The organism is Ruania alba, assembly GCF_900105765.1.
Taxonomy (GTDB): Bacteria; Actinomycetota; Actinomycetes; order Actinomycetales; family Beutenbergiaceae; genus Ruania; species Ruania alba.
Window position 1 is genome coordinate 2,269,931 of the sequence record NZ_FNTX01000002.1, and the last position, 25,115, is coordinate 2,295,045.

A 25,115-nucleotide genomic window follows, 5' to 3' on the forward strand; every position below is an offset into this window, starting at 1 on the left:
ATTGGTCTGGTGCTGCTGTATCACGCTGAGGTGGTGGAGTTGGTTCCGGGTGGGTTTGTGGGGGTTGATGTTTTCTTTGTGATCTCGGGGTTTTTGATCACGGGGTTGTTGATCCGGGAGCTGGAGCGGTCGGGTCGGGTGTCGTTGGGCCGGTTTTATGCGCGGCGGGCGAAGCGGTTGTTGCCGGCGACGGGTGTGGTGCTGGTGGTCACGGCGGTGTTGACGTGGCTGAGTGTGTCGGTGGTGCAGTGGCGTGTTTTCGGTGGGGACATCGTGGGTGCGGCGTTGTATGTGGTGAATTGGGTGTTGGCTGGTCGGTCGGTGGATTATCTGGCTGAGGATGTGGGGGTTTCGCCGGTTCAGCATTTCTGGTCGTTGGCGGTGGAGGAGCAGTTCTACATCGTGTGGCCGTTGTTGTTGGTGCTGGTGGGGTGGTGGGTGCGTCGGCGCACGCATGCGCGGTTGCGGCCGGTGATGGCGGTGGCGATCGGTGTGGTGATCGTGCCCTCGTTTGTGATCTCGTTGGTGTGGACGGCGTCGAATCCGGCGGTGGCGTTCTTTGTGACTCCGACGCGGTTGTGGGAGTTGGGGATTGGGGCGTTCGTGGCGATTGGTGCGCCGTTGTGGCCTCGGGTGCCGGCGCGGGTGGCCTGGGTGTTGGGGTGGTTTGGTCTGGTTGCGGTGGTGGTCAGTGCGGTGGTGCTGACTGAGCAGGTGGCGTGGCCGGGGTATGCGGCGTTGTGGCCGACGGTGGCCACGGCGTTGGTGATCGTGGCCGGGTTCACGAGTGGTCGGTGGGGTGCTGCGTCGTTGTTGGCGTGGAAGCCGGCGGTGTGGGTCGGTGGGTTGTCGTACTCGTTGTATTTGTGGCATTGGCCGTTGTTGGTGACGGCGACGAATCTGTGGGGTGAGCTTGGGGGGAAGAAGGGGTTGCTGGTGGCGGCGGCTTCGTTCGTGCCGGCGTATCTGAGTTATCGGTTGGTGGAGAATCCGTTGCGGTTCTCGAAGGGGTTGTCGGGCTCGAACAGGTTGTCGTTGTCGTTGGGTGGGAACTTCACGTTGGTGGGGGTGGTGGCTGGTCTGGTGTTGGTGCTTGCGGTGCCGACCTCGACGACGAACCCAGAGCAGGGAGGTGGCCAGGGGCAGGCTGCGGGTGCGGCGGTGCTTGGTAGTGCTGCGACGGGCGGTGGGCCGACTCCGGGATCGGTGGCCTCGCTGGCCGAGGTCGAGTGGTACACGCCGGGGGCTACTGAGGCAGTGACTGATGTGCCGCCGTCGTACGCCCGTGGTTGTCAGCAGGATCAGGAGTCCACCGAGGTGCGGGTATGTGAGCTTGGTGACCCAGACGGTGCGGTGACGCTGGTCGTCGTCGGTGACTCGAAGATCTTGCAGTGGTGGTCCGCCATCGACCAGATCGCCCAAGATCAGGGGTGGCGGATCATCTCGATGACCAAGTCGGCCTGCGGCTTCCACGCCGGGATGCAGATCGCCCGTGGGGACCCGTACGCCAGTTGTGCCGAGTGGAACGAGAACGTCCTGGCGGAGATCCTCGAGATCGACCCGGACGCCGTGCTCACCTCCCAACGGCGGAGCATGGCACTTGCCGATCCCACCGATGTCTCGACGGAGTCGATGCCGGTGATGGTCGATGCCTTGACTCAGCACTGGCAGCGCCTGCGGGATGCCGGTATCCCGGTGATCGCCCTTCTGGACAACCCATCCCCGGGTGGGAACGTCTACGAGTGCGTCGCCGACAACCTGGGCGACCTGGAGTTGTGTGAGTTCGACCGAGCCGAGGGTGTCGCCGAGAGTGGCGCACCGGCGTTGGTAGCCGCTGCGGAGCGCGTGCCCGGCGTCCAGACCATCGATATGACGGAGCTGATCTGCCCGGGCGAGACCTGCGTTCCGGTGATCGGCAACGTCCTGCTCTATCGGCAGAGCTCACACCTGACCGACACCTACGTTCGCTCGCTCGCCAATCCCCTCGCGGACGAGCTGGTGCCAGCGGTCACGTCGGCTACTGGGTAGGGCCCCGCTGGTTCGTGAAGGTGCGTGCGGCGAGCTCATCGATCGCCTGGACGGTGCGTTCACTGTTCCGGCGGTCCCGATAGGTGAAGTCCGTGCGGGCGCGCTCAGCGTACACATCCGCAACCGTGCCACCACGCTCAAGGATCGCCTCAAGTTCGTCGAGCGTCTCGTCCACAGTGGTCGTTACGGGGCCGTATCCGTCTCGCCGGTAGTCGAACCAGGCCGTCGCGGCGTGGTGTGACTCGTAATCAGCTTCATCGAAGCGTGCGTACACGACAGGAGTCCCCAGGTAGGCCACATCGAAATGGACGGACGAGTAGTCCGTGATGAAGGCGTCGCAGGTGCGGAGGAGGTCTTGAACACCGGTGGTGTTCGTGTCCGCCACTGTGAGTCGGTCAGACGCACCGATCGTGGAGTCGAAGTAGGAGGCGAGGTTGTAATGCGGAAGGAAGGTCAGCGTGTAGTCGTGTTTCTCCAGCATGGCGTGCAGTCGAGGGCTGCCGAGGAGTCTGGAAATGAACTGCTGATAGCGCGATCCGACGAACTCGATCTGGCCGGGATTGGCCCGTCCGCTCAGTCGCGGGACGAGGTACTGGCGCCAGGTGGGCATGAACAGCACTGTCCGGCTCGCAGGTGTCGGCACCAGACCGTCGTAGCGGGGCATACCGATCTCGCGCACTTCGGCGTCGTATCCGGAGAACTCGCGGAGTGCCTGCGTCTCCCGCGGCATAGCCGTGAGCACGAGGTCGTAGCCTGACTGCCCCCTGGTGAAGGCCAGGGGATTCAGGTGGACACCGTGCTTCAGGTAGACGCGCAGGGCGCCGATGCGCCAGGCGAGATGTTGCGTGTAGTTGGCCATGCCCCATTTCCGCGGCACGAGGTAGCGAATGGAGTACGCGTTCACCAGCACCCGGGCATGGAGCATGAGGAGCTGGTGCCGCCAGGACGAATGCATGATCACATTGCCCAGACCTGAGACGCGGTCCCGCTGCGGACTGTCCTCGTCGATGATGTAGTAGACGCGGCGGTCCGGGTGCTCACGACGCAGATAACTGAACAAGTGAGCACCGTTGTCCTGCGCCGTGTCTGTTCGCTCGCCGATCAGCCAGATGTCCCGGCCGGCGAACCACGGTTTCGTGAGCAAGCGGAGCATTCGGAGGGCAGCGACCCGGTAGCTTCCACGGCGCTTCATCAGGAAGCCCACGTCTTTGCGCACCAGAGTGGTCGCCCAGCGCACCTGCGCCCTCGTGCTGCGACCGCGCTGCAGGGTGATCCGCAATCCGCTCCGCGGCCCGGCGGAGTGCACGAGGTAACGCACTGATGACTGCGCGGACGGCCCCGGAATGTCCACGGTCCGAGCATTCTGCAGGACGCCCCGAGCAGCGAGGACAGGTCGCCGCAGGCGCAATTGCTCCACATCGGTGACGACTTCGACCTCGAGTGTGAAATTGCCGGCGGGAGCCTTGCTCAGCGGAAGCTGAGTGCGGAGCGACTCCCAGACTCTGCGTCCGCGTTTGTCCAGGCGTGAGGCCAGGGCGGTCGGCTCCGAATGCACCACCGCGGCCCGGGAGCGGGTGAGCAGGAACCGGTATCGCCACGGCGGCTGTGGCATGTCGGGGGCGGTGCGGGCATTCAACGAAGCGACCAGGTCGACAGCCCCGTCCGCCGGATCAAGTCCGTCCAGGCGCATCGCGCCGGCTGCCAGAGTGAGGCCGCCGAGATAGTCTGCGAGAGGACCGCGCTCGATACCTGCACCGGTGAGCGACCGATGCAGGTATGCGGCCAGGACCTCCCGTGTGCAGTGCCGGGTCCACAGCAGCAGCGGCAGGGCCCTCGGGATGTCGAGACTGCTGTACCGAAGAATCTGCCGACGTACGCTCCGTCCCCATCGGCGGACCGCTCGTTCGGAGGACAGGTCGGCCACGGCGATGAACGGTGTGGACATGTCCTCCGCGGCCGCGATTGCGGCAGCGGCAAGGTCCGCCGCACTGCCCGAGCGTGCTGTGACCCGCCGTACCTCCGGGTGCTCGTGTCCGAGGCGGTCCGCGCGCACCTGCAGACTCGCCGGGTGTACCAGCACCACCGGAAGCCCCATCAGGGACTCATCCTCTTCCACGCGTTCCACGATGCTCGAGATCTTCGCCATGGTGGCTTCGGTCGCCAACAGCACCACGGTCGCGTCGCGATCGGTCGTGGACCGGCCGAGCTGAGAGCGGACCGGCCGATCCTTGTGTTCGTCCAGCAGTGGCTTGAGAGCTGGTGGCATGCCGGTGGGCGGATGGACGCCCCGCGCCGGACCGATCAGCTCCGACACCTGGGTCAGATAGGTGGATCGGCCGTGCCGTTCCTCGATCCTGCGCACGCCCTGCTCGGACTGGAGGGCGAACGCCTGCGGATCGGCGCACAGCTGGGCGCTGAGTTCGCGCAGTTCCTCCGGTCGTCCGTACCGGGCCGCATCACCGAAGGTGGCCTCGCGTTCGGGCGGGAGGAGTGCGATGCAGCCACGGGCGATCGCATGGGCGATTTCCGGGTCGAACTGATCCGCCTCAGCTCCGACCCCGACATCGACGTAGAAGTCGATCTCGTCCAGGAACTGCTCGGCAACTGTCTCGGCGGTGGACATCCAGATCCACTGGATGGGTGCGTGCGCGAGATCAGGAGGCTGCTCGGAATAGATGCGTACTTCGACGGAGTCGTCGTCGGGAAGGCAGGCCAGGAGCCGGTCCGTGGCTGCAGCCGATGGCGTCGCCGCCAGCCGTGCCCCGAGCACCGGGCGCGCCGAGCGGCACGACGTGCGGGCCCCGGACCCGCTGCCCAGATCGACGATGCCGGCTAGGGGCTCGGTGTGTACCCGCTCCGATGGGAGCTGCGCGCTCAGCACCGCTGCGACGGTGGCGCTCCGGGCGCACCAGGTGGGGGCTCTTCCGAAGACGCGGTGGATCTCGCCGTCCACCTGCTCGGGGCGATAGATCGACTCATCGCCCGCTCCCGGCGCGCGGTCAGCGACGACGAGCACGCGATCGATGTCCACTGTGCTCGGGTCCGCCGGGGCGAACTGCATCAGCTCCGGTGAACCGACGATCAGGAGGGAGGCGCTCGCGGACTGATCGAGTGCTACGAAGTCGACCGTTCCCGCATTGATCAGATCGAGTAGTTGACCGTCGAGCGGCTCCCGCCGTACTCGCATGCGGTCGAAGGATTCGCGGTGGGTGACACCGACGCGGTAACCGTGGGCGATCAGGGCCTCGATCTCGGTGAGGAGTGCCTGCTGGCTCGCCTCGATCTGACGCCAGTCGCTGAGCACGACGACGTCATACTCCGGGGGGCTATCCGCAATCGCAGCCTGGTCGATCTGGAAACGTTGCGGCAGCGCGAACTCGCGTTCCTCCTGGAACCGGGGCAAGTAGAAGTCGCCCGTAGCGGCCCGCCACCGGTGCCACCGGTCATAGGCGCCACGGTAGATGAAGCGCGAGACATGGTGCCAACCAGGCGTGAAGTCCGCGCGGGAGAGGGAGCCGCTTCCCATCCGGTACATCGAGAGCGGCGCGGTGAGATCGATCGTTCGCTGCCCCGTAGCGAGCTCGAGTCGCTTGCGGTACTCGGTGTCGGCGCCCTTGCGGGCCGTGTCGAAGTACCCGATCGTCGCCAGCGCGAGGTCTCGGCGGACCATGAGTGAGACGGCGTTCTCCTGGCTGGTCGGATAACCCGGCCGCTGGAAGCCCAGATCCTCCCGAACACGGAAGCAATAGCTTCGGGAGGCGGCTGCCTTGGGGTTGTCCAGGAGCGCCGTGACCTGCCGCTCGATCCGACGTGGATGCGACCAGTCGTCGGCATCCTGACAGGTGACGAACTCACCGTTCGCCATGTCGAACGCCGTGTTGCGCGCGATGTAGGTGCCACCATTGCGTTCCATCGTGCGCAGCCGGATCCGGGAATCCAGTGCGAGACACTGCTCAATGATGTCGGAGTGGTCGCCCGGGACGCATCGTCCATGAGGAGGATCTCGAGGTTGCGCCAGGTCTGGTTGCAGATCGAGCGCACCGACGTCAGAAGCTGAGGCCCGGGCTTGTATACCGACATGATCACTGTCACCAGCGGACCGTCGTCGATCTGGTCGGTCACCTGGCAGGACAGCCCGTCGAACGGTGTGCTGGCTCCTGATGCCACCCGGATCGGCTCAAGGCCGTGCGCAGTGAACATCGCATCGACCAGGCGCTGCCACTGGCGGTGCTGGGAGGTGTCCACGGGTGTGTGCCGGTCCGCCCGGTACGGATTGATGAGATCTGCCTTGAGGAAGCGTTTGGCCGCCGGCTTGATCCGACGCAGCTCCCCTTGCCAGGACCGCAGGAGGTCCTCGGCTCCTACCTGCCACAGCCTGTCCACGATCGCTTGATGGTCCGCTCCGGAGAACGCTGCGGACCCGTGCTGCCGGCGTAGCTCCTTCAACAACAGCACTGCAGTGTCGAGATCGCCCTCGTCGAGATTCTGCATTCCGACGACGTGCGACAGCGCCAAGGTCCAGGTGCGATCGAGAGTGAGGTCGAGGGGCGTGCCGTCCCGCAATCTCCTCACGAGGGCATCGCACGTGTACTGCCCGTCGGTCGCGCCTGCGGCGAAGAGGTCGCGGGCCGTCCGGGAACGAGTCCGGAGCGCAGTGCGTTCCGCCGCTCGTCGTCCACCATTGCGCTGCGTGAGGGCGAGATAGTGTGTGGCGACGTCGGTATCGAGAGTGATGGAACTCTCGTCAACAGTCATGGAATGGCACTCCCCTGTGATCGCCAGCAGCCGACACAGGATAGCCGACCGAACTGCCTGGGCTACGTCACCGGAGTTGCGCGGCACGTCGCGTCCCTGTAGCGGGATGGATGGAGGGGCGCAGGAGGATTCTGTGCGGCGCGTCCGGGATCATCTACTACCCTGACCTGCGTCGTGGAAAGGAGCGCTTGCCCAACCAGTGGGTGAGTCAGTGACCTCATGTTCGGAAGTTCTCTGCGCCAGCGGGCGCTCGGTGCGTTCATCCTGCTTGTCGGTGCAGCCTCAGCTGTGCTCGCGGCATTCGGCCAGTCGTCCGCTGCGCTGGTCGGCCTGGTGGTCATGGTGACACTGATTCTCGGGATGCAACTGGAAGCTCGTCCCCGCCAGGTGGAGACCCGCACCCGGGTGCGCTGGATCCAACGGGCGTGGCGGCGGCTGGATCGGCAACGCCACCAGCCGGCCGAGGTGGCTGTTGCCCACGACAATGACGCAGCCGCACAGATCCGGACTCTGGAGGGCGAGCTGGCCAGTGCTCGCGGTGAGACCTCACGCCTCGACGACCTGGCGCGCGCGTCCTATCGTCAGTCGATCCGGCAGTACATCCGGGTGGTGCGGGCCGAGCACCGGCTGCGCGAAGACGAGAAATCAGCAGCGCTGCTCCTGCCCTTCAAACTGCGCAACCTCGAGTTCGCTGCCAGTCACGGTATCGGCGTACCCGAGGTGTATCGCGCCTGGCCGGACCTCGCGTCGATGGATCTGCATGATCTGCCTGACTCGTTCGTCCTGAAGTCCGACGGCGGAGCTGGTTCGGTTGGAGTCTTTCCGCTGAAACGGACGGGCGGGAAGTACCGGCTGCTCGGCAAGGACGAGGTTCTGTCCGAGGCGGACCTGAAGGACAGGTTCGACGAACTGGGCTCGCGAGCACGTGCGCCGTACTTCGCCGAGGAGTTGCTGCACGCAGCCGACGGTGGTCCGATTCCGCTCGACATCAAGTGCTACATGTTCTACGGCGAGGTCGGACACGTCCTGGTGCGTCGCGTCGCAGAGCACGGGGACCCGTCCACGATCCGGTTGAAGTTCGTCGATGAGCGTGGTCAGGATTTCGGCCCGGTAGCTCTCGGGCGTCGGCACAACCACTCGATACCGCGCCCGGCGCAACTACCGCAGGTGGTCCAGGCTGCGCGGCATCTCTCGCGTGCGGTGGGTCTGCCGTTCTGCCGGGTGGATCTGTATGAGACGACCCGTGGGATCGTCCTCGGTGAGATCACGCGTGCCCCGAGCGGCGGCAATGAGCGCTTCGTCGAAGCCCATGACGAACTCCTCGGACGGCGCTGGATCCAGAGTGAAGCGCGTTTGCAGCACGACCTCACCGTCGGCCGACCGTACGGTGCGATCTTCGGTTCCCATGCCGACCTGCACCTCTATCCTGAGGCGGCACCCTCGCGCGCGGCGGCGGCACGCCGGACGATCCTCGACTGCTCACACTGGTGTGTCGATGCCGATCGGGCTTGAAGAACACCGGCGACTACCGGCGCACGAAGCGCGTCGCACGAACCTGGGAGGTTGTGCACATTGACCGCACAGAATGCTGTGGAGTCTCGGACGAGTCGTGGTTCGGGTGGGGGGTTTCGGCCTGATATTGAGGGGTTGAGGGCTGTTGCGATTGGTCTGGTGCTGCTGTATCACGCTGAGGTGGTGGAGTTGGTTCCGGGTGGGTTTGTGGGGGTTGATGTTTTCTTTGTGATCTCGGGGTTTTTGATCACGGGGTTGTTGATCCGGGAGCTGGAGCGGTCGGGTCGGGTGTCGTTGGGCCGGTTTTATGCGCGGCGGGCGAAGCGGTTGTTGCCGGCGACGGGTGTGGTGCTGGTGGTCACGGCGGTGTTGACGTGGCTGAGTGTGTCGGTGGTGCAGTGGCGTGTTTTCGGTGGGGACATCGTGGGTGCGGCGTTGTATGTGGTGAATTGGGTGTTGGCTGGTCGGTCGGTGGATTATCTGGCTGAGGATGTGGGGGTTTCGCCGGTTCAGCATTTCTGGTCGTTGGCGGTGGAGGAGCAGTTCTACATCGTGTGGCCGTTGTTGTTGGTGCTGGTGGGGTGGTGGGTGCGTCGGCGCACGCATGCGCGGTTGCGGCCGGTGATGGCGGTGGCGATCGGTGTGGTGATCGTGCCCTCGTTTGTGATCTCGTTGGTGTGGACGGCGTCGAATCCGGCGGTGGCGTTCTTTGTGACTCCGACGCGGTTGTGGGAGTTGGGGATTGGGGCGTTCGTGGCGATTGGTGCGCCGTTGTGGCCTCGGGTGCCGGCGCGGGTGGCCTGGGTGTTGGGGTGGTTTGGTCTGGTTGCGGTGGTGGTCAGTGCGGTGGTGCTGACTGAGCAGGTGGCGTGGCCGGGGTATGCGGCGTTGTGGCCGACGGTGGCCACGGCGTTGGTGATCGTGGCCGGGTTCACGAGTGGTCGGTGGGGTGCTGCGTCGTTGTTGGCGTGGAAGCCGGCGGTGTGGGTCGGTGGGTTGTCGTACTCGTTGTATTTGTGGCATTGGCCGTTGTTGGTGACGGCGACGAATCTGTGGGGTGAGCTTGGGGGGAAGAAGGGGTTGCTGGTGGCGGCGGCTTCGTTCGTGCCGGCGTATCTGAGTTATCGGTTGGTGGAGAATCCGTTGCGGTTCTCGAAGGGGTTGTCGGGCTCGAACAGGTTGTCGTTGTCGTTGGGTGGGAACTTCACGTTGGTGGGGGTGGTGGCTGGTCTGGTGTTGGTGCTTGCGGTGCCGACCTCGACGACGAACCCAGAGCAGGGAGGTGGCCAGGGGCAGGCTGCGGGTGCGGCGGTGCTTGGTAGTGCTGCGACGGGCGGTGGGCCGACTCCGGGATCGGTGGCCTCGCTGGCCGAGGTCGAGTGGTACACGCCGGGGGCTACTGAGGCAGTGACTGATGTGCCGCCGTCGTACGCCCGTGGTTGTCAGCAGGATCAGGAGTCCACCGAGGTGCGGGTATGTGAGCTTGGTGACCCAGACGGTGCGGTGACGCTGGTCGTCGTCGGTGACTCGAAGATCTTGCAGTGGTGGTCCGCCATCGACCAGATCGCCCAAGATCAGGGGTGGCGGATCATCTCGATGACCAAGTCGGCCTGCGGCTTCCACGCCGGGATGCAGAACCAGGGCGCGGAGCCGTACGAGTCGTGCGTGGGCTGGAACGAGAACGTCCGGGCGGAGATCCTCGAGATCGACCCGGACGCCGTGCTCACCTCCCAACGCAAGAAGTCAGCCCTGGAGGACCCCACGGACGGCTCGACACTCTCCACCGATGCGATGGTGGAGGCGTTGGAGGAGCACTGGACCGTTCTCGGTGATGCCGGGATTCCGGTGATCGCCCTTCTGGACAACCCATCCCCGGGTGGGAACGTCTACGAGTGCGTCGCCGAGAACCCGGACGACCTCTCCGCATGCGCCTTCGATCTAGACGAGGGTTTCGACGGCAGCGGCGCGCCGTCGATGCTGGACGCCGCAGAACGGGTGGACGGTGCCCAGACCATCGATATGAGCCCGTACCTGTGCCCGGACGGCACCTGCCCACCGGTGATCGGCAACGTGCTGATCTACCGGCAGGGGACGCACCTCACTGATACGTACGTGCGTTCCCTCACCGACGATCTCGCCTCCTTGCTGGTGCCGGCCGTCGACAGAGCGGTCGAGTGAACGTCACCAGACGTTGATCGTGTATAGGTAGGAGTTGCGGAACGGCACGGAGAAGTCGGAGTAGACATCGCCGGACCGCACGCGGTACCGAAACCGACGGGACGGTCGGATCTGCGTCCGTGCCCGCCCGTTGACCACCTCGACGTCACGGACATGCGTCCACCCGGTGGTGTCCTCCCGCTGGAATGAGACCACCCCGTCCACTCGACCGTGCGGGCTCATCCAACTGATGTACAGGTCGGTCTCGCGGCGCGACTCGGTCTCCTTCGGACCACTGAGGTCGAGGATGGTGGAGTCGTCGGACCCCACGGTACGGATCTTGTGCCAGGTGCTGATCCCGTTCGGCCACGAGGTGTCCACACCGTCGGTGCTGGTGCTGATCGCCCGGACTCTGAGCCAGATGTCGTTGTGCGGACCGACCACATCGGTGCCGTAGCCGTTGCTCACCCTGATGTCTCGCACATCCCGCCACGACCCATTGGAGAGGCGTCGCTGCAGGCGGACGACGCCGTCGACTCCGACGCCGGCGATCTCCCAATAGACCCGTATCCGAGAGCCCGTCCCAGCGATCGAGCCGCCATGCCCCGTGAGTTGGAGCTTGACCCGATCGTCCAGCACCTCCTGAACCCCGGAGCGGATGGTGTCGAGCCGGGAGTAGAGGCGATCTCCAGGACAGGTGGTGGCCTTGGTGTCCCGGTGCGCGGAGATGGCAGGCAATGGCTCGGCCCCGGAGTTGGTGTAATTAGCGGTGATGGTGGCCGCCTGGATGCGATGGATGTCGAACTTCCACGCGAACAGGTCCCGATAGGAGGCGATCACCCGGCTGCTCGGCGTCATCGTCTGGAAGTTGCCGATGGCGCCGACGCCGAAGGCGTGAGAGTTGTAGTACTTGGTGTGCGCAGCGATCACCGCGCGGTTTCCTCCGCCGTAGGCGCCCTGCCAGATGCGGCCGAACCGGTCGATGAGGAAGTTGTAGCCGATGTCGTAGAAGTCCCGGGTCAGCACGTGGTACCGGTAGATGGATCGGATGATCGCGGGAACGTCCGAGTAGCTGTAGTCGTTCGATGTGGCGGTGTGGTGCACGAACCCGCCGCGGACCTCACCGTAGGCCACACCGTCCTGGTTCTGCCGGATCGACTCGTCCGCCCCCCACCAGGCGCGCGAACCGATCGTCGGCTGTGACGTGACCATCGGCGGGTAGGAGTCGGAGTTGCTGGTGGTGCTCATCGTGGTCGCCGCGGGTGCACTGGTGCCCTCGTCCGACTGGCGCGACAGGGTGGCGGGCTCGTCCTGAGGGTGGATGAGCACCAATGTCAGGTCGTCCGGCAGAGAGGTGCCCGGGTCGGCGATCTCCACGGCGTCAGCGTCACCGACCCAGAACGGCTGCGTCCCCGAGGAGTTCTCTGCTCCGTCGCTGTGGTCGTCGGCGGAGAGCACGTTCCACTCCGACCAGGTGCCCGCGGTGCGTACCCGCACGGCCAAGCTCACGTCGGCATTGCCGGTCCAGGTCAGTGCCACGAGCTCGAAGGGCTCCGCCGTCCATGCCAACGATCCTTGAGCGGATAGCGCGTTCGCACGGACCTCGGTGCGGCTGACGCCCTGGTCGTCCGGCTGGGCCGCTGGTGTGGGCTGAGCCGGTTCGGCGCTGTCGTCCGGCGGTGCCGACGGGTCCGCCTGCGCGGCTACGGCCGGCACCAGCGCGGCTCCGGTACCGGCCACGGTGATCAAGGCCCCACGGCGCGTGATCTCCCACGGCGAGCCGATCTCCTTCGACATGGCGTTCCTCCCTGTGACGCGGCGACGCCTGTCACCGTACGGCAGAGGGCGTCGAAGGCGCACTGCGGCATGCCGTCGGCGCGGAGAGAATCAGTCCCGGTGATATACGTCCCGGGTGTAGACCTTGTGCGGGACGTCGTCGAGATCTGAATGATGGCGGTTCGTCAGGATCACGTCCGCTCGGGCTTTGAACTCGTCCAAGTTCCGCACCACCGGCGAATGAAAGAAGTGGCTGTCGGCTAGCTCGGGCTCATAGAGGATGACCTCCACACCCTTGGCCTTGATCCGCTTCATGATGCCTTGGATCGCCGAGGTGCGGAAGTTGTCCGAGCCGAACTTCATCGCCAGCCGGTACACCCCCACCACCTCGGGATCGCGTCGCAATACATCGGCGGCGATGAAGTCCTTGCGGGTGGTGTTCGCCTCCACGACGGCGTGGATCAGGTTCTGCGGGACGTCCTGGTAGTTGGCCAGCAGTTGCTTGGTGTCCTTCGGCAGGCAGTACCCGCCGTACCCGAAGGACGGGTTGTTGTAATGGGTGCCGATCCGCGGGTCGAGGCCGACACCCTGGATGATCTGCTCGGAGTTGAGTCCGTGGCTGGCGGCGAATGAGTCCAACTCGTTGAAGTAGGCCACGCGCAGCGCGAGATACGTGTTGGCGAACAACTTGATCGCCTCGGCCTCAGTGGGGTCGGTGAGCAGGACGGGAACAACCGTCTCATGCGCGCCCTCAAGGAGCAGTTCGGCGAACCGCTGGCCGTCCTCACCACGGTCGCCCACGACGATCCGGGACGGGTGCAGGTTGTCTGCCAGGGCGCGCCCCTCGCGCAGGAACTCCGGGGAGAAGAACACGCGCAAGTCGGGGTTCTCCTCCCGGATCCGGGCGATAAAGCCCACCGGGATCGTTGATTTGATGACGACGACGGCACCGGGATTGATGCGCGTGACGTCGGCTATCACTTGTTCGACCGTAGAGGTGTCGAAGAAGTTCGCCTGCTCGTCGTAGTTCGTCGGAGTGGCAACGATCACGAAGTCGGCACCGGAGTAGGCGACTGTGGTGTCCAATGTGGCCTCGATGGAGAGCCTGCCCGAGCCGAGGTACTCCTCGAGTTCGGTATCGACGATCGGGCTACGCCCTGCGTTGACCTGTGCGACACGCTCGGGGTCGATATCTAGAGCGCAGACCTGATGATGCTGGGCTAGCAGGGCAGCCATGGACAGGCCCACGTACCCGGTTCCCGCGATGGCGATCTTCACTGCTGAGGCTCCTCGTCTGGGGTGGCGAACAGGCTCACGATACGTGCCCGCACGGCGGACGGAGCGCATCTCGACGCGTGCGCCGCGTCAGGCGTCATCGCTGCCGAAGCGCCCGCCCCATGGCCGCCAGGCTCCGCTCCATGATCGGCCGCGGGGTGGCGAAGTTGTACCGCAGGGCCGTGCGCCCGACCTCCCCGCACTGGCCGCCGTCGGTCGTCGCGACTCCGGCGTGGGTGGCGAAGAACCCCGCGGGTGGACCGGGCAGGTCCAGGTCGGCGCAGTCGAGCCAGGCCAGGTAGGTGCCCTCCGGCGGTGTGTAGCTCACACCCGGCAGGTGCTCGGCCACCAGCTCGGCCAGTCGTCGACGGTTGCCGTCGAGGTAGCCGAGCACCTCGTCCAACCACGGCTCTCCCGCGGCGTAGGCCGCCGTGTTCGCGATCACGCCCAGATTGGCGGCGCCGTGCTCGAACGATTTCCCGTGCCGGCGCCACAGTGCACGGTCGGCGTCGCTGGAGAGGACCACCTGGGCGCACTTCATGCCAGGCAGGTTCCATGCCTTCGACGCCGACGTGGCCGTGATCGTGTGCCCTGCAGCGGTTTCGCTGACCGATGCGTACGGCACGTGCCGGGCGGGTGCGTAGACCAGCGGGGCGTGGATCTCGTCGGAGAACACCCGCCCGCCGTGCCGCTCGACCACCTCGGCCACGGCCCGCATCTCGTCCGCTTCGAGCACCCGCCCGATGGGGTTGTGCGGGTTGCACAGCACGAGCAGCCCGCCACCGTCGGCGAACGCCGCGTCCAGGGCGTCGAGGTCGTAGACGTACCGGTCGCCCTCGCGCGCCATTGGCACCTGGATGATGCGTCGCCCGTGCGTCAGCGGCACGGTGAGGAACGGCATGTAGGCAGGAGTCGGGAGCACCACTGCCGTTCCCGGCTCGGTGAAGAAGTCGATCGTCAGCTCCAGCGCCGCCAGCACGTCCGCCACCGGGTGCACGTCGGCCGGGTCCACCTGCCAGGCGTAGTGCTCATTCGCCCACGTGGCATACGCCTGCGACATGGCATCCGCGGTAGCGGCGGGGAGATACCCGAACGCACCGACGTCCACGGCTGCGTGCAGCGCCTGCGTGATCGGCGCGGCGATCGGGAAGTCCATCTCGGCCACGAACGCGCCGATCTTGTCCGGAAAGGCCGTCCACTTGACGCTACCGACGGCCCGCAGGTGCTCGACCGTCAGATCGTCCAGGGACGGCATCGCCTTGTCATCCATGCGCCCATCCTCTCGCAGCCTTGCCGGGCCCGTGCGCAGTGCAACAATCGTCCGGTGACCACCGCCGTCGACACCGCGAGCCGGAACCGCCGCGCGATTGCGATGCTGCTCATCAGCAACCTGCTCGGCGGGGTGGGTGTGGCCTCCGGCGTGGCGGTTGGGGCACTCCTGACCGAACGCCTTGGCGGTGCCTCCGTGGCAGGCTTTGGCCAGGCCGCCAGCGTGCTCGGCGCAGCGGTGGCTGCCGTGCCGCTCGCCCGCATCGCGGCCCGACATGGCCGACGGCGGTCCCTCGCCCTGGGCTACGCCCTCGCCACGGTGGGGGCACTGACCATCCTGACGGCCGCCGTCGTGGATCAGCTGATTCTGCTGCTGCTCGGCCTGGGCCTGTTCGGCGTGGCCCAAGCGGTCAACCTGCAGTCGCGCTATGCCGCGGGCGAGAACGCCCCCGCGGCCACCCGGGGGCGCACGATGGCCATCGTCATCTGGGCCACCACGATCGGCTCGGTCGCTGGGCCGAACCTCTCCGAACCGGGGGACCGGGTGGGCATCGCCGCCGGACTGCCCGAGCTGGCCGGCCCGTACCTGTTCTCCCTCGTCGCGTTCGCCCTGGCCGGCCTGGCCCTGGCCATCGGCTATCCGCGCCTGACCCGCCCGACGGCGGAGCCCACCTTCCCCGGGGAGGTCACCTCAGCGCTGGCACCAGTGGGCGCCCTGGCCGCCCTGCGGTGGGCGAGCCGGTCCGCCGTGCCACGTTTCGCCGTCGTCCTGACCGCCTCAGCGCACGCGGTGATGGTGATGATCATGGTGATGACGCCCCTGCACCTGCAGCACCACGGGATGTCGCTGACCGTGGTGGGCGTGGTGATCAGCCTGCACATCCTGGGCATGTTCGGCCTGAGCCCCGTCTTCGGCTGGTGCGCCGACAGGTTTGGAGCGGTCCGCACGGCCGGCGGTGGGATGGTCCTGCTGGTGGTGGCCATCGTGCTCGGCCTGGTCGCTGCGGGCACGGGTGGCGGCGGGGTGCTCACGGCGGTGGCGCTGACCGTGCTCGGCCTCGGCTGGTCGGGCTGCGTGATCGCTGCCTCGGCGCTGCTGGCGAGCACCGAGGAACACGTACGGGTGCCTCTGCAGGGAGCCACCGACGCCGGGATGAACGTAGCCGGCGCCGTCGCGGCCGCACTGGCCGGCACGATCCTCGCCTGGGGCGGGTTCACCGCCGTGAACCTTGCCGGTGCGGTGCTCCTGGTGCCGGCGGTCGTGCTGCTCCTGCCCGCGGTGCGCATCGCACCAGCGGCTCCTGCCGCGCCGCCCGCCCGGTAGCGCTCAGTCCGCCGAGGCAGCGAACCCGGCCTCGGTGAGTGAGGCCGCGAGCATCGGGGCAAGGCTGCGCGAATACGTGGCGGTGAGGTGGTGCGAGTCGTAGTACACCAGCACATTCCCGATCACCGCCGGGCACCATCGGTCCGGGCAGACGTAGTCGTTCAGGTCCACGAAGGAGACGGTCGGCGGGAGGGTGACCTGCGCCGTCGGGTCCACCGGCGCAATGAGGTCCTCGCGCAGCGCGTCGCACGCGCTGCTGCCGGTGCCGTGCAGCGCCAGGCAGTCCGGCCGTGCGGAGGGCCACCACGGGGTGTCCCGGATGGCCACCACCGGCACACCCCAGCTGGACAGCGTCTCCCAGTGCGCCAGATATCCCGGCGGGACCGTCCGGCCCCGGTCGGCGTTGCCGTGCGTGCCGGTGGTCACCACCAGGTCCGGCGGGTCCGCCTCGATCAGGTCCATCACGTTGCGGTTCCAGCGCTCGCAGGAGCTCAACGCGGTCCCTGAGATCTCGGTGGGACCGTCCGGCTGGGTGCTGAACACACAGCTGCTCTTCGTGATCGAGACCAACCGCCACCCGCTGCTGATGGCGACCTGCTCCATCGCCGGGAACCAGTGCGCCGCATGGCTGCTCCCGATCAGATACACGGTGATGGCGCCGTCGGGATCTGCGTACTCGCAGGCCAGCGGTTCGGCGGACTCCTGGTTCTGGTGGCATTCGTCCTCGTACACCGCGGCCTTGTCCTGGGTGGCAGCCGCCGGGGAGGGGTAGACGGAGGCACCGTCGTCCTCCGGCGCGAGCGGACCGTCGGGCAGGAGCACGGCGGCACCGGGGTGGGCCTGCGGACCCGCACTCACCGGTAGCGGCTCGTCCTGAGCCCGCCAGGACAGCATGCCCGCCGTGGTGGCCACCGTCAGCACGGCGGCCAGGCCGACGGCGATCGCACGCCACGGCATCCGGATCGTCCGGGAGCGGATGGGTGCCTCCACCAGGCGGGTGGTGAGCACGCTCAGGGCCAGTGCCGCGGCAATGATCCCGAGGCCGGGCAGCAGGCCGACCTCGGTCGAGCCCGAACGGGCCAGCACGATGGTCAGCAACGGCCAGTGCCAGAGGTAGAGCCCGTAGGAGTAGCCGCCCAACCAGGTCAGTGGGCGGGAACCGAGCAGATGCTCGGCCGACCACCGAGGCGCCTGACCGCTCGGGTACGCACACCACAGGATCAGCACCGCCCCGGCCACCGGCCACGCTGCCACCCAGCCGGGGAACGACGTGGAAACGGGCCATACGAGCCCGGTGCTGACGATCATCAGCAGTCCCAGCCACGCGCCCGCGGCACGCACCGGGGCGCGCAGATGGGTCAACGCCGCCGGTGCCAGGGCCACCAGAGCGCCTGCGGCGAACTCCCACATGCGGGTGGCCGTGTGAAAGTACGCCAACGGCTGGTTCGCCTGGGTGAGCAGGACCGAGAACGTGAAGGAGCCCGCGAACAGCCCCACGATCGCGATCGTCAGGTGACGGCGCAATGACGCTGCACCCCAGCAGAGCACGAGGAGGAACAGACCGAGCCACAGCAGGTAGAACTGCCCCTGCACCGACATCGCCCAGAAGTGCTGCACGGGGCTCGGGGCCTGGTCGCGGGCCAGATAGTCCACGGCCTTGGCGGCGAGCGCCCAGTTCTCCAGGTAGAGCGCGGATGCTGCCACCTCCGAGAACGTGGCTCGCAGGCGGGTACTGGGCAACCACCACGGCATGCTGGCGAGCACCACCACGAGCACCACCAACGCCGTCGGAAGCAGACGGCGCGCGAGCCGGGAGAGATAGGTGCCGATCTGCACCCGCCCCGAGGCGTGCACCTGGTGCAGCAGCGACGTCGTGATGAGGAACCCGGCCACCACGAAGAACACGTCCACGGCGCCAGAGACCCGCCCCACGAAGATGTGATAAAGGGCCACCAGCACGGCCGCGACCGCGCGCAGCCCTTCGATCTCGGCACGGCGTGAGGGTCGCGTGCGAGGCCGCTCGGTATCGGCGGAATGAGAAGGCACGCGTTGCTCCCTGGCTGTGGACACCGACGATGGTACTGATCGTTGCCTGTGCTGACGGATCTCGGACCACCCCGTCCCAGCGCGCGATAGTGAACGTCACTCCGGGCTACGCTGGCTGGCATGACGTTCTCCGAGATTCCTGGGCAGTACAAGGTCCGGGACCTGTCCCTCGCCACCGCCGGCCGCCATCAGATCCGGCTGGCCGAGCACGAGATGCCGGGCCTGATGGCCCTGCGCAAGGAGTACGGCGACGAGCAGCCGCTACGTGGGGCTCGGATCGCCGGTTCGTTGCACATGACCGTGCAGACGGCGGTGCTGATCGAGACGCTCACTGCGCTCGGTGCCCAGGTGCGGTGGGCCAGCTGCAACATCTTCTCCACCCAGGACGAAGCGGCAGCCGCGGTGGTCGTCGGACCGCACGGGACGCCGGAGGACCCGCAGGGCGTTCCCGTGTTCGCCTGGAAGGGGGAGACGCTCGAGGAGTACTGGGACTGCACCGAGCAGATCCTGCTGTGGCCGCACGAGGGCCCGAACCTGATCCTCGACGACGGTGGTGACGCCACCATGCTTGTGCACGAGGGGCGCCTGTACGAGGAGGCAGGGGTGGTGCCACCCGCGCCGAAGCCCGGCGACGTGGGGTACTCGGAGGAGAAGACTGTCTTCCTCGACGTGATCCGCCGTTCCCTCGATGCCGACCCAGGGCGGTGGAGCGCGATCGCCGGTGGGATCCGTGGCGTGAGCGAGGAGACCACCACCGGTGTGCACCGCCTCTATCAGCTCGCCGCGACTGGGGACCTTCTCTTCCCTGCGATCAACGTGAACGACTCCGTGACGAAGTCGAAGTTCGACAACCGCTACGGCATCCGGCACTCGCTGCCCGACGGCATCAACCGCGCCACCGACATCCTCATCGGCGGCAAGGTCGCCGTCGTCTGTGGCTACGGCGACGTGGGCAAGGGGGCTGCCGAGGCCTTCCGTGGGCAGGGTGCCCGCGTGGTGGTCACCGAGGTGGACCCGATCTGCGCCCTTCAGGCGGCGATGGACGGGTACCAGGTGGTGCGACTGGAGTCGGTGCTGGCATCGGCGGACTTCTTCATCACCACCACGGGCAACATGAACGTCATCACGGCCAAGCACATCGCCGCGATGAAGGACAAGGCCGTCGTGGGCAACATCGGCCATTTCGACAACGAGATCGACATCGCGGGCCTGGCTCAGCTCCCCGGCGTTCGCCGCCAGGAGATCAAGGCGCAGGTGCACGAATGGGTCCTCCCGGCGGACGAGGAGACCGGGCAGCCCGAGCGATCAGTCATCGTCCTGTCCGAAGGACGCCTGCTGAACCTCGGCAACGCCACCGGACACCCCTCCTTCGTGATGAGCAACTCGTTCGCGAACCAGGTGATCGCACAGATCGAGCTGTGGGACCCGACGTCGGACTATGAGCTCGACGTGCATCGCTTGCCGAAGATCCTCGACGAGAAGGTCGCACGCCTGCACCTGGACGCCCTCGGGGTGGAACTGACCGAGCTCACCAAGGAACAGGCGGAGTACATCGACGTCGACGTGGCTGGACCGTACAAGTCTGAGCACTACCGCTACTGACGCTCCCAGCAGATGAGCAACCGCGATCACGAGTCGCCCCTGGTCGAGCCGCTCTTCGGCAAGCTCTCCGCGGGTGGCCTGCGGAACATGGCCGATACGCTCCGTGGCGAGTCCATGGGTGGGCTGCTGCTGATCATCGGCGCCGTGCTCGCGCTGGTCTGGGCGAACTCGCCGTGGCAGGAGTCCTACGCGACGATCCGGGACACCGTGATCGGCAGCGAGTCGCTGCACCTCGACCTCACGGTGGGGGAGTGGGCAGCAGACGGGCTGCTGGCTGTCTTCTTCTTCGTGGTGGGTGTGGAGCTGAAGCGCGAGATCGTGACCGGCGAGCTGCGCCGTCTGTCCACGGCCATCGTGCCGGTGGCAGCAGCGGTGGGCGGCATGGTGGTGCCGGCAGTCATCTACCTGGCGTTCAACCTCACCGCCGCCAATGGTGCACCGCACGGGTGGGCGATCCCGACCGCCACCGACATCGCCTTCGCGGTCGCCGTGCTCGCCCTGGTGGGCAAATGGTTGCCGGCCTCGCTACGTGCCTTCCTGCTCACCCTCGCCGTCGTGGACGATCTGCTGGCGATCATCGTGATCGCGGTGGCCTACAGTGACGGGCTGACGCTGGCGTGGCTGCTCGCGGCAGCCGCATGTGTGGCACTGTTCGCCGTGCTGGTGCGGCGGGGGATCACCTCCTGGTACCTGCTCATCCCGCTCGCCGTGCTGACCTGGTTGGCGATGCACGCTTCCGGGATCCACGCCACCATCGCAGGCGTGGCACTGGGCATGGTGGCGCCGGCCCTTCCGTTGCGGGGGAAGGCTGCCGATCGGCTGCCGCGGCAACTGTCCCGCGACGCCTCGGTCGCCGAGTACTTCGAGCATCTCTGGCGCCCGATCTCCTCCGGCGTGGTGGTGCCGATCTTCGCGCTTTTCACCGCCGGTGTATCGGTGGATCCGAGCGTTCTCGGTGACGCCTGGGCTGATCCGGTGCTACGGGGAGTGGCGCTGGGGCTCCTGATCGGCAAACCGATCGGGATCGTCGGGGCCACCTGGCTCATCTCCAGAACCCGGCATGCGAACCTCTCACCCGGGATCGGCTGGAGCGACGTGCTCGGCGTCGGGGCCCTGGCCGGAATCGGCTTCACGGTCTCGCTGCTGGTGGCCGAGCTGGCCTTCGGGGTGGGCCATGAGCGGGACGAGCACGCCAAGATCGCGGTGCTGAGCGCATCCGTGCTGGCTGCCTTGATCGGGAGCGCGATCCTGTGGTGGCGCGGTCGCGTTCATCGGGCCCGGGGGAGCAGCGGCGTCGTCGACGACGACGAGAACGCCGAGTAGTCCTGCTCGCGCGGGGCTCGGTGGTGACGTGCGTCACGTCGAAAAGTGGTTTAGGTAAGCCTAACCTTGTGTAGGTTAGGCTCTACTAACAACGAGTTGGTTGGTGTGTGTCGCCGCTGATCGCTCGTCTCGCTGGACCGAGACGGTCCGCCCATACCGAGGAGAACGACCCATGTCCTTGAAGCGCCCTGCGGCCGCGATTGCACTCGTGGCTGCATCCTCGATGATCCTGGCCGCCTGCGGCGGAGCCGGTGACGCCGTCGAGCCAGAGGAGTCGGCCGAGACCGTGTCCTTCACCTGGGACCGCAACCTCGCCGGCGAGGACGAGGAGCCCGAGTACGAGTCCACGACCGTCGAGGCGCCGGTCGCCCCCGAGACCATCGTCGCCTTCGATATCGCCAGCCTGGACACCATCGGTGCCCTGGGCGGACAGGTCTCCGGTGCACCACTCGATTTCGTGCCGGACTACCTCAGCGACTACCTGGCCGACGACGCCTTTAACGCTGGCACGCTCTTCGAAGCCGACCTCGTGGCGATCGAGGCTCAGCAGCCCGACCTGATCCTCGTCTCCGGCCGCTCCTCGGGCCTGTGGGAAGACCTCAACGAGATCGCCCCCACCGTGGACCTGAGCCCGGCGGGCACCTACCTCGAGACGCTCGAGCGCAACACCACCTTCCTCGGTGAGGTGCTCGGAGCCGAAGAAGAGGCTGTCGAGGCTGTCGACAGTCTCAACGCCCAGATCGAGGAGGTGCGCGCCAGGACCGCTGACCTGGGGACCGGACTCGGTCTGATGGTCTCGGGCGGCAGCCTCAGTGCGCTCGCGGCCAGCGGGGGAACCGAAGGCGGGTTTACCTATCGCAGCGGCATCATGTACGACGTCTTCGGTGTGCAGCCGGTGATCGACGACATCCAAGGCGCCACCCACGGTGAGCCGGTCTCCTTCGAGTTCGTGCTCGAGCAGAACCCCGACCACCTGTTCGTGATCGACCGCGACCAGGCCATCGGCGCCGACGATGCCGAGGCCGCCGCCGAGGTGCTCGACAACGACATCATCAACGAGACGACCGCTGCCACCAACGACGCCATCCACTACCTCAACCCGGTGGCCTGGTACATCGTCTACGGCGGGCTGGACACCACGCAGCTGATGATCGACGACATCTCCGCCGCACTGTAGAGGATCAGCGAGCTCACTCCTGTGTCGACCCTCACCACCCACGCGCCCACCCCGGTTCGCTCCTCGCGGACCGGGGTGGGTGTCGCCGTCGGCGTGGCACTGGTAGCGCTCTCGGTGGCGAGCGTGTTCATCGGCGTCTCCGACGTCACGCCTGCCTCGCTGCTGCGCGCGGACGCCGACTCCCACGCGGCGTTCCTGCTGCTGGTCAGCCGCATCCCGCGCACCGTCGCCGTGCTGCTGGTGGGAGCCTCCCTCGGAATCGCCGGCCTGGTCATGCAGATGATGGTGCGCAACCGGTTCGTCGAGCCGAGCACCACCGGCGTCACCGAGTTCGCCACCCTCGGCATGCTCGGCTGCATCATCGTCGCCCCGGCACTGCCGGTGGTCGGCAAGGCGGGGGTGGCGGCCGTGTTCGGGCTGGCGGGCACCTGGGTGTTCCTGCAGGTGATCAAGGCGGTCCCGGTGCGCCAGCTCGTGCTGGTGCCGCTCGTGGGCATCATGCTCGGGGGCGTAGCGGGCGCTTTCACCACATTCATCGCCTACCGGATGGACCTGCTGCAGTCCCTGGGGCAGTGGGCCCAGGGCAGTTTCGCGTCCGTGATGGCCGGGAGGTACGAGCTGCTGTGGCTCGCCGGTGCCATGGTGGTCCTCGCCTGGGTTGCCGCCGACCGCTTCTCGGTGATCGGCCTCGGTGAGGACTTCGCCACGAACCTCGGGCTGAACTACCGGCGCGTGATGGCCGTCGGAATGATCATCATCGCGGTCATCACCGCCACGGTGCTGGCCACCGCCGGGATCGTGCCGTTCCTGGGCCTGGTCGTGCCGAACGTCGTCAGCCTGATCATCGGTGACAACGTCCGCCGGGCCATCCCCTGGGTGGCCGGACTGGGAGCGCTGTTCATCCTCGCCTGCGACATCCTGGCCCGAGTGGTGCGCTTCCCCTACGAGATCCCGCTCTCGGTGATCGTGGGCATCGTCGGTGCCGGCACCTTCCTCTGGTTGCTGCTGCGGGAGAGGTCCCGTGCGCACTGATCCGACGACGGCCCGCACCCCGGTGAGGCACGCGGGCGCTCCGGCGCCCACTGAGTCACCAGCGCAGGGGGAGGTCCACAACGCCACGCAACCACGCGGCCTGCGCAGACTGTGGCAGAGCCCTGGCGCCCGGCTCGCGGTGCTGGGCGTCGCCGTCGTCGCGCTGGTGGCGTGCTACCTGCTGACCGACGTGCCTGGATCGCTCGCGTTCGCCGTCACGATCCGCGGCATGACGGTGCTGGCGATGCTGGTGGTCTCCATCGCGGTGGGTGTGTCCACCGTGGTGTTCCACACGATCACCGCCAACCGTATCCTGACGCCGTCCATCATGGGTTTCGACGCCTTCTACGGGCTGACGGCCACCGCGATGGTCTTCTTCCTCGGATCGGCCGCGTTCCTGAACGCGGACTCGCTCACGATCTGGTTCGGCCAAGTGATCGTGATGGTGGCCTTCAGCGTGCTGCTGTTCACCTGGCTCTTCGGTGGTAAGCGACGTTCACTGCATCTGATGCTGCTCGTGGGCATCGTGCTTGGCACCCTGCTGCGCGCGCTGTCGGAGTGGATGCAACGGATGCTCGACCCGCTGGACTTCCAGGTGGTCACCGATGCCATGTTCGCCTCGCTCAGCCGCCCCGACGAGACGCTGCTGCTGCTCACCGGCGGACTCGTCGTGGCCGGGGTGATCGCCGTGATCCCGCTGCTGCGGATCCTGGACGTGCTCACGCTCGGGGAGTCGATGGCCGTCGGTCTCGGGATCGACCACCGGCGGGTGGTGATGGGGCTGTTCGCCATCGTCTCGGTGATGGTGGCCGCCTCCACCTCGATGGTGGGCCCGATCCTGTTCTTCGGGCTGATCGTGGCCAACCTCGCATACTCCTACGTGGGCAGCTTCCGGCACCGGTTCACCCTGCCGGCCGCCGTCGGGCTCGGAATGGTCTGCCTGGTGGGTGGGCAGCTGGTGCTGGAGCGGGTATTCGGCTTCGGCGGCGCCCTGGCGATGATCATCGAGTTCGCCGGTGGCCTGTTCTTCCTCTACCTCGTGCTACGAAAGGGGGCGCGATGATCGTGCTCGACGGCGCTACCAAGCGCTACGGCTCCGCGACCGTGCTCGACCAGGTCTCGCTCACCTTCGGCGGTGAAGGCGTGACCGCTCTCATCGGGCCCAACGGTGCCGGCAAGTCGACCCTGTTCTCGGTGATCGGGCGGCTGATCCAGCCCGATGAGGGTCGGGTGCGCATCGATGACCTCGATGTGGCCACTGCCCCCTCGCGCATCCTGGCCACGCGGCTGGCGGTGCTGCGCCAGGACAACCACATCGCCGCCCGCCTGACCGTGGCGGACCTGGTGGAGTTCGGCCGGTTCCCCCACTCGCGGGGCAGGCTGACCACCGACGACCGTGACCACGTGGAGCGGGCACTGGACTACCTGGAGCTGCAGCCGTTCCGAGACCGCTACCTCGATCAGCTCTCCGGCGGACAACGCCAGCGGGCGTTCGTGGCGATGGTGCTGGCCCAGGACACCCGGTACGTGCTGCTGGACGAACCGCTCAACAACCTCGACCTCAAGCATGCAGTGGAGATCATGCGGTTGCTGCGCCGGATGGCCGACGACCTCGGCAAGCGCATCGTGGTGGTCCTGCACGACATCAACGTGGCCGCGACCTACGCCGACCGGATCGTGGCGATGCGGGACGGGATCGTGGTCTGCGACGGGCCGGCCGGTGAGGTGATGAATTCGGAGATCCTCGAGTCGATCTACGACATCCCGGTGAGCGTGTGCCGCGTTGAGGGGCGATGGGTGGCACTGACAGCCGGCTGAGACGACGTGGATGCGTAGAAC

At 66.9% G+C, this 25,115-nt stretch carries 15 protein-coding genes and 1 pseudogene; 10 read left to right on the forward strand and 6 right to left on the reverse strand.

Annotated features, from left to right (window positions below; all coding sequences use genetic code 11):
• Positions 1-9: 9 nt before the first annotated feature.
• Entirely contained in the window at positions 10-2,028 is a 2,019-nt protein-coding gene (locus tag BLU77_RS20505) for an acyltransferase family protein (RefSeq protein WP_175477266.1), read from the forward strand.
• On the opposite strand, the gene BLU77_RS20510 is transcribed toward BLU77_RS20505, so the two are convergent.
• Both BLU77_RS20510 and BLU77_RS23295 read right to left on the reverse strand, forming a co-directional pair.
• Positions 2,018-5,698, reverse strand: a complete 3,681-nt coding sequence (locus tag BLU77_RS20510; protein ID WP_425441240.1) for a CDP-glycerol glycerophosphotransferase family protein — start codon at positions 5,696-5,698, stop codon at positions 2,018-2,020. The genes BLU77_RS20505 and BLU77_RS20510 overlap by 11 nt on opposite strands.
• Before the next feature lie 123 nt (positions 5,699-5,821).
• A pseudogene (locus BLU77_RS23295) lies at positions 5,822-6,783 on the reverse strand (glycosyltransferase family 2 protein); the annotation flags it as partial.
• A gap of 219 nt (positions 6,784-7,002) precedes the next feature.
• On the opposite strand from BLU77_RS23295, the gene BLU77_RS20515 reads away from it, so the two are divergent.
• Together BLU77_RS20515 and BLU77_RS20520 are read left to right on the forward strand one after the other, a co-directional pair.
• On the forward strand, positions 7,003-8,295 hold the full coding sequence (locus tag BLU77_RS20515) for an ATP-grasp fold amidoligase family protein (protein WP_089775243.1): 1,293 nt from the start codon (positions 7,003-7,005) through the stop codon (positions 8,293-8,295).
• A 159-nt stretch (positions 8,296-8,454) separates the two neighbouring features.
• Complete coding sequence (locus BLU77_RS20520) at positions 8,455-10,473, forward strand: acyltransferase family protein (RefSeq protein ID WP_175477267.1); 2,019 nt, start codon at positions 8,455-8,457, stop codon at positions 10,471-10,473.
• 3 nt (positions 10,474-10,476) lie between these two features.
• On the opposite strand, the gene BLU77_RS20525 is transcribed toward BLU77_RS20520, so the two are convergent.
• The 3 genes from BLU77_RS20525 to BLU77_RS20535 all read right to left on the reverse strand — a co-directional run bounded on the left by BLU77_RS20525 (position 10,477) and on the right by BLU77_RS20535 (position 14,773).
• Complete coding sequence (locus BLU77_RS20525; protein ID WP_089775246.1) at positions 10,477-12,249, reverse strand: N-acetylmuramoyl-L-alanine amidase; 1,773 nt, start codon at positions 12,247-12,249, stop codon at positions 10,477-10,479.
• Positions 12,250-12,339: 90 nt separating this feature from the next.
• Complete coding sequence (locus BLU77_RS20530) at positions 12,340-13,506, reverse strand: nucleotide sugar dehydrogenase (RefSeq protein WP_089775248.1); 1,167 nt, start codon at positions 13,504-13,506, stop codon at positions 12,340-12,342.
• Positions 13,507-13,600: 94 nt separating this feature from the next.
• The gene (locus BLU77_RS20535; protein ID WP_089775250.1) at positions 13,601-14,773 is read right to left on the reverse strand and encodes a MalY/PatB family protein; all 1,173 of its coding nucleotides are present in this window, start codon (positions 14,771-14,773) and stop codon (positions 13,601-13,603) included.
• Between the two features lie 54 nt (positions 14,774-14,827).
• Between BLU77_RS20535 and BLU77_RS20540 the strand changes: the two genes are divergently transcribed.
• Complete coding sequence (locus BLU77_RS20540; protein WP_245708971.1) at positions 14,828-16,096, forward strand: MFS transporter; 1,269 nt, start codon at positions 14,828-14,830, stop codon at positions 16,094-16,096.
• 3 nt (positions 16,097-16,099) lie between these two features.
• Here BLU77_RS20540 and BLU77_RS20545 read toward each other — a convergent pair whose 3' ends face one another.
• Positions 16,100-18,142, reverse strand: coding sequence for an acyltransferase family protein (locus tag BLU77_RS20545; RefSeq protein ID WP_139177872.1), 2,043 nt, complete (start codon positions 18,140-18,142; stop codon positions 16,100-16,102).
• Between the two features lie 120 nt (positions 18,143-18,262).
• Here BLU77_RS20545 and ahcY point away from each other — a divergent pair, with 120 nt between their 5' ends.
• The 6 genes from ahcY (at position 18,263) to BLU77_RS20575 (ending at position 25,094) form a co-directional block, all read left to right on the forward strand.
• Positions 18,263-19,744, forward strand: a complete 1,482-nt coding sequence (ahcY, locus tag BLU77_RS20550) for an adenosylhomocysteinase (RefSeq protein WP_089775254.1) — start codon at positions 18,263-18,265, stop codon at positions 19,742-19,744.
• Positions 19,745-19,756: 12 nt separating this feature from the next.
• Positions 19,757-21,067 carry a Na+/H+ antiporter NhaA gene (nhaA, locus tag BLU77_RS20555; protein ID WP_089775256.1) on the forward strand — a complete coding sequence of 437 codons (1,311 nt, stop codon included), beginning with the start codon at positions 19,757-19,759 and terminating at the stop codon, positions 21,065-21,067.
• Between the two features lie 172 nt (positions 21,068-21,239).
• Positions 21,240-22,244 carry a siderophore ABC transporter substrate-binding protein gene (locus tag BLU77_RS20560; RefSeq protein WP_089775257.1) on the forward strand — a complete coding sequence of 335 codons (1,005 nt, stop codon included), beginning with the start codon at positions 21,240-21,242 and terminating at the stop codon, positions 22,242-22,244.
• A gap of 21 nt (positions 22,245-22,265) precedes the next feature.
• Positions 22,266-23,276: an ABC transporter permease gene (locus BLU77_RS20565; RefSeq protein ID WP_175477268.1), complete on the forward strand. Its 1,011-nt coding sequence runs from the start codon at positions 22,266-22,268 to the stop codon at positions 23,274-23,276.
• Positions 23,266-24,339, forward strand: a complete 1,074-nt coding sequence (locus BLU77_RS20570; RefSeq protein ID WP_245708972.1) for an iron chelate uptake ABC transporter family permease subunit — start codon at positions 23,266-23,268, stop codon at positions 24,337-24,339. The genes BLU77_RS20565 and BLU77_RS20570 overlap by 11 nt, the downstream gene beginning before the upstream one ends.
• Complete coding sequence (locus BLU77_RS20575) at positions 24,336-25,094, forward strand: iron ABC transporter ATP-binding protein (RefSeq protein WP_089775259.1); 759 nt, start codon at positions 24,336-24,338, stop codon at positions 25,092-25,094. The genes BLU77_RS20570 and BLU77_RS20575 overlap by 4 nt, the downstream gene beginning before the upstream one ends.
• Positions 25,095-25,115: the final 21 nt, after the last annotated feature.